This window comes from Moheibacter sediminis (assembly GCF_900176425.1).
Taxonomy (GTDB): Bacteria; Bacteroidota; Bacteroidia; order Flavobacteriales; family Weeksellaceae; genus Moheibacter; species Moheibacter sediminis.
The window spans coordinates 258,930-274,938 of record NZ_FWXS01000003.1 but is presented as its reverse complement, the minus strand read 5'-3'; the positions used below and the strand labels follow the sequence as shown (position 1 = coordinate 274,938).

Here is a 16,009-nt window from a genome sequence, read left to right as displayed (position 1 = left end):
TTAATAATGGTTGAATTTAGATTCTTTACTCCGTTTCACTCGTTAAGAATGACACGAAAAGTAAGAATTTATTCTTCCAATGTTATGTCTAATCCAAGACCTTGTAATTCGTGCAACAATACGTTGAACGATTCTGGAATTCCAGGTTCTGGCATCGGCTCACCTTTTACGATTGCTTCGTAAGTTTTAGCTCTACCAATCACGTCATCTGATTTCACAGTCAAAATTTCACGAAGGATGTTAGATGCACCGAATGCTTCGAGTGCCCAAACCTCCATCTCTCCGAAACGCTGACCACCAAATTGTGCTTTCCCACCCAAAGGCTGTTGCGTAATCAAAGAGTATGGTCCGATAGAGCGCGAGTGCATTTTGTCATCTACCATGTGTCCTAATTTCAACATGTAAATCACACCAACGGTTGCTTGCTGCGCAAATCTTTCTCCTGTTCCACCATCGTACAAGTATGTTGTACCGAATCTTGGCACACCTGCTTTGTCAGTTAACTCGTTGATTTGTTCAATTTTAGCTCCGTCAAAAATTGGCGTTGCATAGGTTTCACCCAATTTCATACCAGCCCAACCTAATACAGTTTCGAAAATCTGACCGATGTTCATACGAGAAGGTACCCCAAGTGGATTCAATACAATGTCAACCGGTGTTCCGTCTTCTAAGAAAGGCATGTCTTCATCACGAACGATTCTAGACACGATACCTTTGTTACCGTGACGGCCTGCCATCTTATCACCCACTTTCAACTTACGTTTTTTAGCGATGTAGATTTTAGCCAATTTCACGATTCCTGCAGGTAATTCATCTCCAACCGAAATAGTAAATCTTTCACGGTTCAATGCACCTTGCAAATCATTGTGTTTGATTTTATAATTGTGAAGCAATTCTTTTACTTGGTCGTTTTTGTCTTCGTCAACTACCCAAACACTTTCTGCTCCTGTTAAGTTCAAATAATCTTCAACACTTGACAATGCTTTTTTAGAATATTTCGTTCCTTTTTTGATAACTTCTTCATTCAAGTCGTTGAATACACCTTGAGAAGTTTTTCCGTCTAAAAGAATGAATAATTTGTCTAATAATCTTTCACGTAATTCGTCAAATTTAGTATCAAATTCTCCTTCAACGCTGTCGATGATTGCTTTGTCCTGAGATCTTCTTCTCTTATCTTTGATGCTTCGTGAGAATAATTTTTTGTCAATTACTACACCTCTCAAAGATGGAGAAGCTTTCAATGAAGCATCTTTTACATCACCTGCTTTGTCACCAAAGATTGCACGCAATAATTTTTCTTCCGGCGTTGGATCAGACTCTCCTTTTGGAGTGATTTTTCCGATCAAAATATCGCCAGGTTTTACTTCAGCACCGATACGGATCATACCGTTTTCGTCCAAATCTTTTGTAGCTTCTTCCGAAACGTTTGGAATGTCCGGGGTCAATTCCTCCATTCCTAATTTTGTATCACGAACATCTAATGAATACTCGTCAATATGAATCGATGTAAACCAGTCTTCACGAACAACTTTTTCGTTGATCACAATCGCATCCTCAAAGTTAAATCCTTTCCAAGGCATGAACGCAACAACCAAGTTACGACCGATTGCCAATTCACCATTTTCAGTTGCATAACCTTCACAAAGAACTTGTCCTTTTGAAACTCTGTCTCCAATTTTCACAATTGGTTTCAAAGTAATTGTAGTTCCCTGATTGGTTTTTCTGAATTTGGTTAATTTGTATGTTTTTTCCGGAGAATCGAAACTTACCATGTCTTCATCTTCAGTTCTATCGTATTGAATAGAAACTTTGTCCGCATCAACATAAGTTACAGTACCTTCTCTTTCTGCATTAATCAAAATACGAGAATCTTTTGCAACTTGTTTTTCCAGACCTGTACCTACGATTGGAGCTTGTGGCTTCAACAAAGGAACGGCCTGACGCATCATGTTAGATCCCATCAATGCACGGTTCGCATCATCATGTTCCAGGAAAGGAATCAAAGATGCAGAAATAGATGCAATCTGGTTGGGAGCAACGTCCATCAACTGAACTTGATTTGGCTCAACAACCGGGAAATCACCGTCTTCACGAGCAGTTACCCTGTCGTTGATGAATTCTCCTTTTTCGTTGATCGGAGCATTTGCCTGCGCAATTACTTTTTCTTCTTCTTCTTCAGCAGAAAGATAAATTGGCTCCTGTGACAAATCAACTTTACCATCATTTACATTGCGGTAAGGAGTTTCGATGAAACCTAAATTATTAACTTTTGCAAATACACAAAGTGAAGAAATCAAACCGATGTTCGGACCCTCAGGCGTTTCAATCGGACAAAGTCTTCCGTAGTGTGTATAGTGAACGTCACGTACCTCGAAACCTGCTCTTTCACGGGAAAGACCTCCAGGTCCTAGGGCTGACAAACGACGTTTGTGCGTAATCTCAGAAAGTGGATTTGTTTGGTCCATGAACTGAGAAAGCTGATTTGTTCCGAAGAATGAATTGATAACAGATGAAAGTGTTTTTGCATTGATCAAATCAATAGGCGTAAACACCTCATTGTCACGAACGTTCATTCTTTCACGGATGGTTCTTGCCATACGCGCCAAACCTACTCCGAACTGAGCTGCCATTTGTTCACCAACTGTTCTTACACGACGGTTTGACAAGTGGTCGATATCATCAACCTCAGCTTTTGAATTCACCAATTCGATCAAATATTTAATGATGGAAATGATGTCTTCTTTGGTTAAAACCTGAGTTTCTTCAGAAATGTTTAAACCTAATTTTTTATTTAACCTGTAACGACCTACCTCACCCAATGAATAACGTTGATCAGAGAAGAATAATTTGTCAATGATTCCTCTTGCCGTTTCCTCATCTGGTGGTTCTGCGTTACGTAATTGTCTGTAAATATATTCCACAGCTTCTTTCTCCGTATTGGTCGGGTCTTTTTGAAGTGTATTGTGGATGATGGCATAATCTGCCGATTTGTTATCTTCTTTGTGAACAAGAATTGTTTTCACACCTGAATCAACGATTTGATCCAAATGTTCTTTTTCGATAATTGTTTCACGATCGAGGATAATTTCGTTACGCTCGATAGAAACAACTTCTCCTGTATCTTCATCTACGAAATCCTCATGCCAAGTGTTCAAAACACGTGCGGCAAGTCTTTTTCCCATTGCTTTTTTGATAGAAGCTTTGCTTACTTTGATTTCCTCTGCCAAGTCGAAAATTTCCAAGATTTCTTTATCTCTTTCATATCCGATTGCACGAAGCAAAGTCGTCAAAGGTAATTTTTTCTTACGATCGATGTAAGCATACATTACGCTGTTGATGTCAGTAGCAAATTCAATCCAAGATCCTTTGAAAGGAATAATTCTGGATGAATATAATTTAGTACCGTTTGCGTGGTATGACTGACCGAAGAAAACACCTGGTGAACGGTGCAACTGAGAAACGATTACACGCTCAGCTCCATTTATGATGAACGAACCAGAGGCCGTCATATAAGGAATAGTCCCCAAATAAACGTCTTGTACAACGGTTTCGAAATCTTCGTGTTCAGGGTCTGTACAAAAAAGTTTCATACGTGCTTTCAACGGAACACTGTAAGTCAGCCCTCTTTCGATACACTCGTCAATAGTGTAACGCGGCGGATCTACAAAATAATCAAGAAATTCCAGCACGAACTGGTTTCTGGTGTCTGTAATCGGAAAGTTTTCAGCAAACGTTTTGTACAAACCTTCGTTCCCTCTCTGATCTGGACGTGTCTCTAACTGGAAGAAATCTTCAAAAGATTTGATCTGGATGTCAAGAAAGTCCGGAAACTCGGATTGAACTTTGGTCGAAGAAAAACTGATTCTCTGATTTCCCTGAGTTTTGTTGTCTTTTTTACTCATAAAAATTTTAAGAAATGGGTTAAAAAAATATTTTGATGCTCAAAAAATATTAAACAATTGCCTTAAATTAGCTCTTGTTTAACTGCAACACTGGTATATCTTTTCACAGTGTAGTGCAAAATATTTCTTATTCCTTTTTAGATTCAACAAAAGTTGAGGCAGCTATAAATGAAAATTCCTCTTCCGTTTACACGAAAGAGTTCAAAATCAGAAACTTACTTAATTACAACTATTTATTGTTCTCAAAAGGACTGCAAATCTACGAATTAATCTATTATTTATCAAATGAATTTTCTATAATTAAATTTCAATCCTAATAAAAACAGATTTCTCCTTCGCCGAAATGATATTAGAAATTTAAAAAATAAAAAAGGCTGCCTCGTATGAGACAGCCTTTTGTTATTTTGGTGAATAAGAATTATTTCAATTCAACTTCAGCACCAGCTTCTTCTAATTGTTTTTTCAAAGCTTCAGCTTCGTCTTTAGAAACTCCTTCTTTTACTGGTTGAGGAGCACCATCAACTAAGTCTTTTGCTTCTTTCAAACCTTTACCTGTCAAATCTTTTACCAATTTAACTACAGCCAATTTGCTAGCACCACCTGATTTCAAGATTACGTCGAATTCAGTTTGCTCTTCAACAGCAGCACCTTCACCACCACCTGCAGCAACTACAACTGCAGCAGCAGCTGGTTCGATTCCGTATTCATCTTTCAAGATTGTTGATAATTCATTTACTTCTAAAACTGTCAAGTTTACTAACTCTTCAGCTAATTTTTTAACATCTGCCATTTTTAAATGTTTTTTTTTGGTTTTACAACTTTTTTTTGTTTGTTCAAAATCTAAGTTTCAATTAATTAAAAAATTCACATTAAACTTCAAACGTTTATAATTATTATGAGTGCGCTTATTCGCCAGCAGGTGTTTCGTCTGCTGATTCAGAAGGTTCTTCAGCCGGAGCCTCAGTTGCTTCAGGAGTTTCAGTTTCTGCAGCTGCTTCTACAGCCGGAGTTTCTTCTGCCACTTCCGTAGTTCCTTCTTCTTTTGATGCGTTGTCTTTGTTCTGCAATTGAGAAACCAAAGACTGGATTGGAGATTTCAACAATGCAACGATGTCTGCAATCATCTCTTCGCGAGATTTCAATGCTGATAATGCTGCTAATTTGTCGTCACCAACGTAAACACTTGATTCAATCCAAGCACCTTTCAAAACCGGTTTGTCCGATTTTTTTCTGAATGTTTCGATTACTTTTGCGGGAGCATTTCCTTTTTCAGCAATCATCAAAGCAGTGTTACCTGCCAATGAATCATATAAACCTGAAAAATCTTTATCCTCGATACGCTCCATTGCTTTTTGCAATAAAGTGTTTTTAACTACACGAAGAGAGATGTCACCTTTGTGGCAAGCCCTTCTCAATTCGGTGGTATTAGATGCGTTTAAACCTGAGATATCAGCAAGATAAACTATGTTTGACACTTCTAATACAGCGGTTAGATCGTCGATCATTTGCGCTTTTTGTTGTTTTGTCATTCCCATAATTACTTACTTTTATACGTTTAAACTTTTAGGATCAATAGAAATACCAGGGCTCATAGTGCTTGAGATGGTAATGCTTCTCATGTAAAGACCTTTTGCTGCGGTTGGTTTCAATTTTTGCAAAGTCTGAACTAATTCAGCTGCATTGTCCTTGAGTTTTTCCGGTTCGAAAGATACTTTTCCGATTGCTGCGTGAATGATACCGTAACGGTCAACTTTGAAGTCGATTTTACCGGCTTTCACATCTGCAACTGCTTTTCCTACTTCTGTAGTTACAGTTCCTGCTTTTGGATTTGGCATCAAACCTCTTGGACCTAAAACACGACCCAATGGACCTAATTTACCCATAACAGCCGGCATAGTAACAATAACGTCAACATCTGTCCAACCATTTTTGATTTTATCCAAATACTCATCCAATCCTACATAATCTGCTCCTGCAGCTTTTGCTTCAGCTTCTTTGTCTGGTGTAACCAATGCCAAAACTGTTACGTCTTTACCTGTTCCGTGTGGTAGGGAAACTACACCACGTACCATTTGATTCGCTTTTTTAGGATCTACTCCCAAGCGAACCGCTATATCTACAGATGCATCAAACTTTGCAGTATTTACATCTTTTACTAAAGCTGCCGCTTCGTCAATAGTATATAATTTATTCTTATCTACTTTAGCTTGTGCTTCCTTTTGCTTCTTTGTTAACTGAGCCATTTTCTAAACTTTTAAATGTTTTACTCGGGAGCTTGACCTCCTTTTACGGTTATACCCATAGAACGAGCCGTCCCGGCTACCATTTTCATTGCAGACTCTACAGTGAAACAGTTCATATCTTGGATTTTATCCTCAGCAATAGTGCGGATTTGATCCCAAGAAATGTTTGCTACTTTCACACGATTTGGTTCTCCTGATGCTTTTTTAAGCTTTGCAGCGTCCATCAACTGGATAGCAACAGGTGGTGTTTTGATAATGAAATCAAAAGATTTGTCTTGGTATACAGTGATTACAACCGGTAAAACCTGACCTTGCTTTTCCTGCGTACGTCCATTAAACTGTTTGCAGAACTCCATGATGTTGACACCTGCAGCACCCAATGCCGGTCCTACCGGTGGCGATGGATTTGCAGCGCCTCCTTTCACTTGAAGCTTTACAACTTTTTCGACTTTTTTTGCCATTTTGTTTTTTTAATAAAATTGAATACTAAATGAATTTGGAAGCATTTATTATTCAGTAATTTAGATTACTCACAATAACCTATTTTACTTTCGGACTGCAAAAGTATAAAAATAATTTAATCCAGCAAAAGTAAATTACTGATTTTTAGAAAGATTTAATCTAATAGGTATATAAATTAAAAAAAGTGTGATGACCTATAAATTATTAAGATAGAATGGATTTATACACCTTAAAATAAGTTGATAAAAAATTTGATTACTGTTTTGTATAAACCATCGTCAAATCTTCCATCAAAACCACTTCAAAGTTTTCATCCATATAAATCTGACCATTCGGTATTACAAATGTCAACACATTTCCCGTAAGTGTTCCTGTCATGGTCCCTGTCTCTGTAATGACCGTGACAGTATTTTCATTCTGAAGCCATGTAAAATCAGTAGTCTCATTTTCCAAAACACATTCAGTAGTGAATGTCACATCATCAGGAAAACTACCGGAAACGGCTATTTCTAAATAAGAGGTAGATTGTGTTTGACCGGTGAGGTTGGCGCTGAATACAGCAGTTTCATTTTGGTAGCACTCTGACTCGATCATAAAATCAGTACCTGAAATACCATCTCCATTGATATCAACAGGGGTTTCGACCAACATAGACGTCAATTTCCAACTTCCTTCCAAAGTCACCGGACCATCGATGATAGTAAATAAACCTTCATCATTAGTACAAGCAGTCAGCGATAGAAAACCTGCAATTATAAATAATTTTTTCATTGTGTGTTAATAAAATTTAAGCGTAAAAATAAAAAATTATAATTAAAAACCAATGCTTGGCGGAGCAGCATAACAATTCCCTTTATTCCAAACTTGTTTTTTAGAATCAATTAGTTCCTTAATGGTCTTACTGTCTTTTTCATATTTAATTTTAAACGTTTTTACATCAGAACTATTTGCGGGAGTGAAAATCAAATTGCCGTTTTTTATTTCAGAATTACCATTTGAGAATTCTATATCCATAGCTGAAACAATTGTATAACCTTCCTTTTCAGCTTCCAATTTATCTTTTTCATTGTATTCTGAAGATTCTTTTACCAGTTTGGCATAAACATTATTTCCTGAAAAATCCAATGTATAAAGTGATTCCTTTACTATGTCACCATTTTTTATCTTTTCAGTAAAATTCAAACAATTTTCGTTTCCAAAAACATCTTGCGTTTCTGTTTCTATGATGGGCTCTATAATTGGCGGCGGTAGAAGTTCAGGATTTACTTTAGCTTTTTTGGGCAGCAGTTTATCAATCTTTGATTTATTAGTTTGATAATAATTTTTGTCTATATAAATGATTTCAAGATCCTTCAAATTCTTGATTTCAGCCGGGATTTCAAATGATTTTTTTTGCTCAATATCAAGCGTTTTCAAATGAACCAACTCTGTAATAACACTTGGAAATGATTCAAATTGATTTTCCCCCACATACAAATATTGCAGCTTTGGCATATCTTTCAAACAATCAGGCAACGTTTTCAATTGATTGCTGCTCAACGCAAACATCTCTAGGTTTTTAAGCCGGCAAATGGATTCAGGAAGATTTTTAATTCCCGTTTCAGAAATAAGTAAATATTCCAATTGACTCAACGAACCAATTTCATCCGGAATATTTTGAATCGAGTTATTAGCTACATCCAATGTTTTCAAATTTTTTAATTCCAAAATTTCTTCCGGAAAAGAAGTGAATTGATTTCTGGGAATTGAAAGTTCTCTCAGCTTTGTAAGCTTTTTAATGGATGGGGGTAAAGTATTCAATTCATTGTCATCCAAAATCAAAATCTCTATTTCCTTCCAGGCTGAAAAATTATCAGGCAGTTCTTTCAATCCTTTACTATACAAGTGAAGACTGTAAACAAACTCCGATTCGGGCGCTTTTCCCGATAGAAATTCTTCTTCCTGACTGTAAACATTCGAAACAAATGACAGCATAAGAAAACTTAAAATAATTTTGATTTTTTTCATAAATTGAAATTTATAAGATAAAAAAAGAGGTACTTTGAATACCTCTTTTAAACTTTATTTTTAGAATTAACCTTCTACGTAATATTTAAAGAAATAAGGTATGGTTTCAATTCCTTTGTAGAAATTAAACAATCCGAAATGCTCATTTGGTGAATGAATCACATCTGAATTCAACCCAAAGCCCATCAACACAGATTTCGAACCCAATTCTTTCTCAAACAAAGCAACAATCGGGATGCTTCCTCCGCCTCTTGCAGGCAAAGCTTCTTTCCCAAAAGTTTCAGTCATTGCTTTCTTAGCCGCCTGGAATCCTTTGTCCGAAGTTGGCAACACATAAGCCTGTCCGCCATGATGAGGAATTACCTTTACCACAACCGAACTTGGTGCAAGTGTCGGGAAATAATCTACAAACAATTTCGTGATTTTCTCAGGGTCTTGCCCCGGAACCAAACGCATCGAAATCTTTGCAAATGCATGCGAAGCAATCACTGTTTTTGCTCCTTTTCCGATGTATCCGCCCCACATTCCGTTCACATCCAAAGTTGGACGGATAGATGCTCTCTCTATAGTCGAATATCCTTTTTCTCCTTGTATATCGGAAATCCCGATTGATTTTTTATAATTGTCTAAGCTAAATGGGATTTTCGCCATATCTGCTCTGTCTTGTTCAGACAATTCTTCCACATCATCATAAAATCCGGGAATCGTAATGCGCCCGTCGTCGTCATGCAATTTCGCAATCATTCGCGACAAAACATTCAAAGGATTGGGAACCGCACCGCCGTAAACACCAGAGTGCATATCCAAATCTGCTCCTTTTACTTCCACCTCTACATAGCTCAATCCACGCAAACCAACTGAAATAGAAGGTTGTTCTTTGGAAATAATCTCTGTATCGGAAATCAGGATGATATCATTCTTTAATTTTTCTTTGTTGTTTCTCACAAATTCACCTAAGCTGCTGGAACCTACTTCTTCTTCACCTTCAATCATAAATTTGATGTTGCAAGGAAGCTGTCCGCTTTTGTTCATCGCTTCAAAAGCTTTTACATGCATGAAAAACTGTCCTTTGTCGTCCGCAGAACCACGCGCGAAAATTGCCCCTTCAGGGTGGATTTCCGTTTTCTTGATCACAGGCTCAAATGGTCCCGATTCCCACAATTCCAACGGATCTGCAGGCTGTACGTCGTAGTGGCCATATACTAAAACAGTTGGCAGAGAAGCGTCAATCAATTTTTCGCCATATACTACCGGATAACCGCTGGTTTCACAAACTTCAACATTGTCTGCGCCTGCAGCTTTCAAATATTCGGCAACTTTATCTGCTGTATTGAGTACATCTTGGTTAAATGCAGGGTCAGCACTTACCGAAGGGATTTTCAGTAATTCAATTAATTCATCTAAAAAACGTTGTTTATTTTCTGTGATAAACTTCTGGGTTTCGTCCATTTTTACTTTTGTTTGATATAAAAAGCTAATGTAACAAATTCATTTTAAATTCTGAAATTGGAAGGGGAATAAGATTGTTTAGTAACATTTTGGGACTTGGCGAATGTGGCGGAAATCGAAACAGAAAATTTCAATTCATCTTAAACTTCTATTTAGCCGTTAGCTATAGTACTTTTTTTTCTCTTCGATTAGAATCTCCTTGTATCGTTTTAATTCTAAATCTTCAGGATTTAGTGAAAGTCCATATTGTATTTTACCTATAAGATGAAATACATAATAATTTCTCTCTTCATTTGTCCTTTTTAGATGATCTTCTAATCCAAACTTTGAAATGTAATACATTGAATTTCGTATTTTATTTCTTTCGGCTTTAGGTAATTGGACTTTTTTATTAACAATTACGCCAGAAATAATTTGTGGTACATTTTGTTTCATAAAATTGGTTTTTTCGATATTTAATCTCAAACCAATTTTATTTAGTTCTACTATTATAAAGGTTATTAAGTCTTCTTTATTTATATTACCTCCTGAAAAGGTCATATCATCCGCATAACGAGTATACTTGAGCTGATTTTGAATACAAAATTTTGCGACTGAATCATCAAATTCTGATAAAATTAGATTTGATAGATAAGGGCTTGTAGGTGCACCTTGTGGTAAATATCTATTTGAAATATTAACTCTTTGACCCTTTTTTCCTTTTGTTACATATGTACAAAGATTAGATAAATAATAGGAGACATCTTTAGCATATCCTAATGCAAGGAAATAATTAAAAATATTATTGAATTTAATCGAAGGAAAAAAATCTTCAATATCCAATGTCAAAATTTGTTTTTCGTTAGTGTGATATTTTAAATATTCTCTAAATTTTCTTTTAGGAGTATAACTTTTACAATATCTACTGACCTTTTGCTTGTAGAGAATTTCTTCAAGAATAAAATATTGAATTTCTTTTAAACTAGGAAGAGGTTCTGAGATTTCACGAAAATTTCCGTTTTTTTTTTGAATTTTGAATTTTCTATAGAAAAATTCAGTTGAATTTATAGCTCTACTTAAATATGAATGTTGGTATCCTACTAATCCAGCTAAATGATATGAATTATAAATAATCGGTAATTTTTTCGATACCAAATTTTCACTATAATTTAGACATTTAATTATAATTTCCTCTGAAAACCCAATATTAAGTGCCTTTTCTCTAAAATGTTTTTTATATAATTCAAAATCTACCATACAAAAAAAGTTTCCTTTATGTTTGGGAGTAATTAATTACTCCCAAACGGAAAAATGAGCTTTAACTAAGCAAATATCGGAGATTTTGCTTAGTTACAAGCTCATTGAGCTTGAAATTTAGTTCCCAAATAAGGGTTAGTGACTCACATCCCATATTATATTAAAAATATAATTTATTTTGGTCAGGTAAATATATAAAATCTATTTCAATTTTATGTTCCAATCTTGATTTCTCCTCTTTCTCAATCCATTTATCTTTATCTATATTTTTGTATTTCGCTGATAATTCATCAAAAAGTTTTAGACCGTCTTTTGTTAAAGATAATTTTGCATCTTGATAATTTAGTATTCCTTTTAACGTTAATTCTTTAATATTATCAATAACTTCAATAAAAGTTATGTCTTCCCTAACTAGTCTTCGAATATTGCCATTATTACAAATTATATGTAATAATTGATATAATTCATTATTATTAAATTTTTTCATACTGTCTTGGAAAAGGTGGTCTTAAATTTATTTGTTTTTTATAATTGCTCCAAAATATGGGAAAAGTATTGTCAGGAGTTCTCAATAATGTAATTAAGCTTTCAGATTCCTTGAAACCTAACGAATATTCGTCAATTGATGTGAAAATTCTTTTTTCAATGTTTCTCATTACATTTTTTTTATCCAAAACATCATCTCCAGTATTATAATCTGATATTCCTTTTAAGACTTCTATATTTTTATAAATTTTATATTTTTTCGACAATCTCTCATGAGTATCCATCCGAATAGCAATTGTTAATATTCTAATTTTATCTCCAATATTCTTATTAGTAGTTCCAATATCTTTTATACAATTTTCCAATGTCTCACCGCTACCTATAAAATCATCAACTAAGAGTAAAATATCTGATTTCCTAAATCTAATGTTAGGTATTTGGGAAAAAGCATTAATATCTTCGAATTTATATACATCACTATTTGGGATGGTTGGTATCAAAGATTTTATTAGATATGCAATAAAATTTCCACTTTTGACTTTCGATTGTTGGACTTTTGTAATTATTGGAAAAATATAAATATTTTGATTATTTGTGTTGAGTTCTGTAATCAAATCGATTAATAACTGTCTACAAGCGTTATAATAATCATTTAATGATATCCAATGAAATCTTTCTAAAAGTTCAAGAAATAAATTATATTCCTCATCATTTTCAAATACTATATTCGAAAAATTTGACAATGCTTCGAATACATCAGTATAATTTTCTTTTTCTTTCCATTTTTTTTCTTCAAAAATCTTATCAAGTTCAATTAAATAAGATATTGATTTTTCACTACTCATTCTAGTATTGTGCTTTTCAAGTATTACAGTTACACAAATATAGATGAAATTACTAAAAATGGAACTTAAATGCTTATATGTGATTAAGTAAAAATATTTAAATTATTTATCTGATTGTAATCAAGTCATAAAAACCTACAAATTCAAAAAAAACTCGTCCGGACTTAGAACCGGAATTTCACTTCCTTTAAAATCCTTTCCGTTACGAGTAATGATACAATTGATGTTTTCAATAGACGAAGCGCACAAGATTTGGATAGCATCTTCAAAATCTTTGTAATTGGAACGAAGACCTTTCTTGATTATATCGGTATCAACAACAATAATTGTTATAAAATCAAGCAGATTATACAAAACCTCACGAAGCGATTTTTCGTCCAGATATTTTTTAAGTAAATAATGTGTAGTTGCAATAGAATGTGAGGAAGTGAAAATCTGCAATTTATTTTCTTCCGCCAGTTGAAATATTTCAATTGCATATTTACTGAAAGGCTTTCTGTCTGCAATTAAATCGACAATTATGTTCGTGTCAAGAAATACTTTTTTCATAGATGTTTCTTTTCCATAGCAGATCTCAATTCAGTTTCTTCATCAAAATCTGCAGGAAGATTTACTGCGCCGACAATTTTTTTTAATCTTGGAGAAAGTTCGTGGTCTCCATTTTCACGGGTAATCGTCTCCAAATAATTCTCTATCAATTCAGACAAACTTCGTCCGGTACTTTTTGCATAAGACTTTGCCCGTTCAATAACAGATTTCTCGACAGTCAATGTAAGTTTAGTTGTCATTATACGTGTTTTATTTTCAAAAATACGTATTTGGATTTAGAATTACAAATTGGTTTGATTTATAAGAAAGTAGAATCAATCTTCCCCTTTTCTCTTAATTTCATATTGAAACTCCAAAACCCTCAAATTCCAAAGCGTCAACTTTTGCGTTGCCACCAACTTTTCACCCACAGAACTCACAATTAAGCGATCCTGAAAAGAACGGATGTATTGAGACCAAAATCTACCCTTAGAATCATTGAGCAAAAAATAAAAACCCGCATCACCAAACTTTTTCCCCGATGAAATCAAAAGCAGTTCCCCGTTTACACCTACACTCGGCGTCATGATGACCGTAGCGTTTCCATTGGGCAAGGGAAACACGGCTTTGATACAGGTTTTCCCCGAAGGAAGTTCACAAGTAGAATAAATACCTGAATATAAAACCTGCTGAGTCGATTCAAAAGTTCGGTACCAAACAGTATATTTTACCTCCTTAGATTCAGGATTTACGAGTCGGATGATTTCACTCTTGATTTGATTTGAACTTTCAAAATTATTAGTTGGTACATTAAGTTGATTAATTCTATTGCTGAATAAATAATTAATCAATTTCCCAAAAAACTTAAAAAAAGGATTCCATTTTACAGCAAAACTCAATTCATAGTCCGCAGTTTTTTCGTAGAAATCCACAACATTTTTGGAAAGACGGTTATATTCTTCACTTGAAAAATTCAAATCTTGAATAGATGCCAAAAGTCCGTTTGATGCAGTATTTCTTTCAATTTCCAAAACTTTGTCTTTCGCAATTTCATGTATGAAATCATCGGCTTTTGCTCCGGGTTTCCCAAATGCCCCCATCAGCCAAGGAACATCATTCGACTCTATTTCCTTGCCCCAAAAGATAGCCCATTGCTGCGTAAACCAATCCTGAAAATTTTGCTTGGGAGAAGCCAATTTCATTTATTTAGAATTTAGATTTGGGATAATGTGACTACGACCTTTCCACACACCATATTCCGCAACCGGTTTGAAACGCAGAGTCGTAAATTCATAGTGAAAGTCTTTCCTGTCTCGTTCTTTCATTGCTTGTGCATGACGTTGCGGCTTCTCAACAGCACTGTGACCATGAACCATATCTGTCATTTCCTTTTGAGATTTCCAAACTGAAAAAGTTGAAACAGTATTCGGAAATCGGATAGCAGCCAACGCCAACGTAATTCCGGGATGGTCACGCACCAATTTTTCAACAGGTCTGCCCCAATGAATAAATCTCGGAACCTGCAAAAGCCTCATGCGTGCAAGGGTAAATGCAACCACAGGAGCATCCGCATCATTCAATTCATCGACTTCTTCAGGCATTTCAAATCCACTTATTGTTCCCCATTGACGCAAAAACAATAAACGCGTATGCCAACCCGTTGCCAGCATTTTCCCAAACTTATCATTCTCTAAAAAATTATCTATTGCTTCTTCATTTTCCCATTGCGCAAACACAGCCAATTCCCCGATCAATATTCGTGATTGGGAAAATAGTGGAGCCCCCAATGTCATAGTAGTCATGCATTCAGCATGCAACAATCCAGGAATATTTTTTAGAACAGTTGGATTTATAATTCCCTTTAACCCGGAAGTAAATGTTGTGGTGGCAAGATGAAAAGTAAATACACTCATGAATTAATTCTTACATTGCTATTCATCTCCCTCATTTTTCCAGATTCTAACCTTATTTTTCCTTGCGTATAGCTCAGCACTTTTTATTTGTTCTATGAAATTATCATACGTTTTGTGATCGATATAAACTTCTACATCAGATTTTTCATCACTATCCTCATACAATTCCTTTTGCCATTTTTCCATTTCATCCCAAGTTTTTGGTCTCATCATGGTTCCACCTGGAAAACTACCATTTCTGATTAAATAATTGTTCAATGTATCTTGCTTATCAATTACCCAACTATAAACAATTTTAGATTCAGGCTCATCAACATCTACAGGTCCAAAAGAAGATACCGAAACGACTATAGCATCTGGGTGCTTTTTTAACCATTCACTTATTAAACTCTTAGTATTCTCTGCACTGGGCGGTCTAAAAAAACCTGAACCCAGTAAACAATAAGTGTTTTTGGGATAATTAGCATTCGATCCGAATATCAAATTAAATTCAAAATCAGTAATTTTTAAAGATTTTTCTTTTTCTTGTCCTTTGCAATTGCAGAAAAATAAAATACTCAATGAAAATATTAAAACAATTATTTGTTTCATGATTATTTTTAAGGTTGATAGCACAAATATAAATTAAACTATCAGAGTTTAATACGCACTCCACTAAGTAATTCTACAATCCTCTTAGCTACTCCTGCACTAGCCATGTCATTCCCTGCACTCACGATGGCAGCTTCTTTACTCGCCTAGGTAAGTTCTTCACTTATATTGTCATTTCCTTCACTCGCGTTGGCTAACGCACAATCATTCTAAATAATCTCTGAAACCTGCATTAGAAAAGCATTCCGGCACGACCCATTTTCTTATTTTAAAAATACAGTTTTAGATTTTGAAATTTCCCAATCTTCAAGTTTTTAAATTAAATCCTTTATCTTCGTTTCAGAAAT

16 protein-coding genes are annotated in these 16,009 nt (G+C 35.0%); all 16 read right to left on the bottom strand.

The window, feature by feature from the left end:
• Positions 1-68 precede the first annotated feature (68 nt).
• Positions 69-3,902: a DNA-directed RNA polymerase subunit beta gene (gene rpoB, locus B8977_RS06410; protein ID WP_084016850.1), complete on the bottom strand. Its 3,834-nt coding sequence runs from the start codon at positions 3,900-3,902 to the stop codon at positions 69-71.
• A 418-nt stretch (positions 3,903-4,320) separates the two neighbouring features.
• On the bottom strand, positions 4,321-4,692 hold the full coding sequence (gene rplL / locus B8977_RS06400; protein WP_084016848.1) for a 50S ribosomal protein L7/L12: 372 nt from the start codon (positions 4,690-4,692) through the stop codon (positions 4,321-4,323).
• Between the two features lie 115 nt (positions 4,693-4,807).
• A complete protein-coding gene (rplJ, locus tag B8977_RS06395) occupies positions 4,808-5,437 on the bottom strand; it encodes a 50S ribosomal protein L10 (protein WP_317043190.1) in 630 nt (209 codons plus the stop codon).
• A 12-nt stretch (positions 5,438-5,449) separates the two neighbouring features.
• Positions 5,450-6,145, bottom strand: coding sequence for a 50S ribosomal protein L1 (rplA, locus tag B8977_RS06390; protein ID WP_084016847.1), 696 nt, complete (start codon positions 6,143-6,145; stop codon positions 5,450-5,452).
• Between the two features lie 20 nt (positions 6,146-6,165).
• Positions 6,166-6,606, bottom strand: coding sequence for a 50S ribosomal protein L11 (rplK, locus tag B8977_RS06385; protein WP_084016846.1), 441 nt, complete (start codon positions 6,604-6,606; stop codon positions 6,166-6,168).
• A 256-nt stretch (positions 6,607-6,862) separates the two neighbouring features.
• Positions 6,863-7,378, bottom strand: a complete 516-nt coding sequence (locus B8977_RS06380; RefSeq protein WP_084016845.1) for a hypothetical protein — start codon at positions 7,376-7,378, stop codon at positions 6,863-6,865.
• A 42-nt stretch (positions 7,379-7,420) separates the two neighbouring features.
• Complete coding sequence (locus tag B8977_RS06375; RefSeq protein WP_084016844.1) at positions 7,421-8,614, bottom strand: leucine-rich repeat domain-containing protein; 1,194 nt, start codon at positions 8,612-8,614, stop codon at positions 7,421-7,423.
• A gap of 66 nt (positions 8,615-8,680) precedes the next feature.
• Positions 8,681-10,063 carry a dipeptidase gene (locus B8977_RS06370; RefSeq protein WP_084016843.1) on the bottom strand — a complete coding sequence of 461 codons (1,383 nt, stop codon included), beginning with the start codon at positions 10,061-10,063 and terminating at the stop codon, positions 8,681-8,683.
• A gap of 159 nt (positions 10,064-10,222) precedes the next feature.
• Positions 10,223-11,299, bottom strand: a complete 1,077-nt coding sequence (locus B8977_RS06365) for a reverse transcriptase family protein (protein ID WP_084016842.1) — start codon at positions 11,297-11,299, stop codon at positions 10,223-10,225.
• A 160-nt stretch (positions 11,300-11,459) separates the two neighbouring features.
• Positions 11,460-11,786, bottom strand: coding sequence for a hypothetical protein (locus B8977_RS06360; RefSeq protein WP_084016841.1), 327 nt, complete (start codon positions 11,784-11,786; stop codon positions 11,460-11,462).
• Positions 11,773-12,630 carry a phosphoribosyltransferase-like protein gene (locus B8977_RS06355; RefSeq protein ID WP_084016840.1) on the bottom strand — a complete coding sequence of 286 codons (858 nt, stop codon included), beginning with the start codon at positions 12,628-12,630 and terminating at the stop codon, positions 11,773-11,775. Before B8977_RS06355 ends, B8977_RS06360 begins: the two co-directional genes overlap by 14 nt.
• A gap of 135 nt (positions 12,631-12,765) precedes the next feature.
• Positions 12,766-13,179, bottom strand: coding sequence for a type II toxin-antitoxin system VapC family toxin (locus B8977_RS06350; protein WP_084016839.1), 414 nt, complete (start codon positions 13,177-13,179; stop codon positions 12,766-12,768).
• Complete coding sequence (locus B8977_RS06345) at positions 13,176-13,418, bottom strand: DUF6364 family protein (protein ID WP_084016838.1); 243 nt, start codon at positions 13,416-13,418, stop codon at positions 13,176-13,178. The genes B8977_RS06350 and B8977_RS06345 overlap by 4 nt, the downstream gene beginning before the upstream one ends.
• Positions 13,419-13,493: 75 nt before the next feature.
• Complete coding sequence (locus B8977_RS06340) at positions 13,494-14,360, bottom strand: hypothetical protein (RefSeq protein WP_084016837.1); 867 nt, start codon at positions 14,358-14,360, stop codon at positions 13,494-13,496.
• The gene (locus tag B8977_RS06335) at positions 14,361-15,071 is read right to left on the bottom strand and encodes a hypothetical protein (protein ID WP_084016836.1); all 711 of its coding nucleotides are present in this window, start codon (positions 15,069-15,071) and stop codon (positions 14,361-14,363) included. It abuts the gene before it with no gap.
• Positions 15,072-15,089: 18 nt separating this feature from the next.
• Positions 15,090-15,662, bottom strand: coding sequence for a hypothetical protein (locus B8977_RS06330; RefSeq protein WP_084016835.1), 573 nt, complete (start codon positions 15,660-15,662; stop codon positions 15,090-15,092).
• Positions 15,663-16,009 lie beyond the last annotated feature (347 nt).

Coding starts and splice junctions, on each gene's coding strand:
- rpoB (WP_084016850.1), bottom strand. CDS start 3,902: ATGAGTAAAAAAGACAACAAAACTCAGGGAAATCAGAGAATCAGTTTT.
- rplL (WP_084016848.1), bottom strand. CDS start 4,692: ATGGCAGATGTTAAAAAATTAGCTGAAGAGTTAGTAAACTTGACAGTT.
- rplJ (WP_317043190.1), bottom strand. CDS start 5,437: ATGGGAATGACAAAACAACAAAAAGCGCAAATGATCGACGATCTAACC.
- rplA (WP_084016847.1), bottom strand. CDS start 6,145: ATGGCTCAGTTAACAAAGAAGCAAAAGGAAGCACAAGCTAAAGTAGAT.
- rplK (WP_084016846.1), bottom strand. CDS start 6,606: ATGGCAAAAAAAGTCGAAAAAGTTGTAAAGCTTCAAGTGAAAGGAGGC.
- B8977_RS06380 (WP_084016845.1), bottom strand. CDS start 7,378: ATGAAAAAATTATTTATAATTGCAGGTTTTCTATCGCTGACTGCTTGT.
- B8977_RS06375 (WP_084016844.1), bottom strand. CDS start 8,614: ATGAAAAAAATCAAAATTATTTTAAGTTTTCTTATGCTGTCATTTGTT.
- B8977_RS06370 (WP_084016843.1), bottom strand. CDS start 10,063: ATGGACGAAACCCAGAAGTTTATCACAGAAAATAAACAACGTTTTTTA.
- B8977_RS06365 (WP_084016842.1), bottom strand. CDS start 11,299: ATGGTAGATTTTGAATTATATAAAAAACATTTTAGAGAAAAGGCACTT.
- B8977_RS06360 (WP_084016841.1), bottom strand. CDS start 11,786: ATGAAAAAATTTAATAATAATGAATTATATCAATTATTACATATAATT.
- B8977_RS06355 (WP_084016840.1), bottom strand. CDS start 12,630: ATGAGTAGTGAAAAATCAATATCTTATTTAATTGAACTTGATAAGATT.
- B8977_RS06350 (WP_084016839.1), bottom strand. CDS start 13,179: ATGAAAAAAGTATTTCTTGACACGAACATAATTGTCGATTTAATTGCA.
- B8977_RS06345 (WP_084016838.1), bottom strand. CDS start 13,418: ATGACAACTAAACTTACATTGACTGTCGAGAAATCTGTTATTGAACGG.
- B8977_RS06340 (WP_084016837.1), bottom strand. CDS start 14,360: ATGAAATTGGCTTCTCCCAAGCAAAATTTTCAGGATTGGTTTACGCAG.
- B8977_RS06335 (WP_084016836.1), bottom strand. CDS start 15,071: ATGAGTGTATTTACTTTTCATCTTGCCACCACAACATTTACTTCCGGG.
- B8977_RS06330 (WP_084016835.1), bottom strand. CDS start 15,662: ATGAAACAAATAATTGTTTTAATATTTTCATTGAGTATTTTATTTTTC.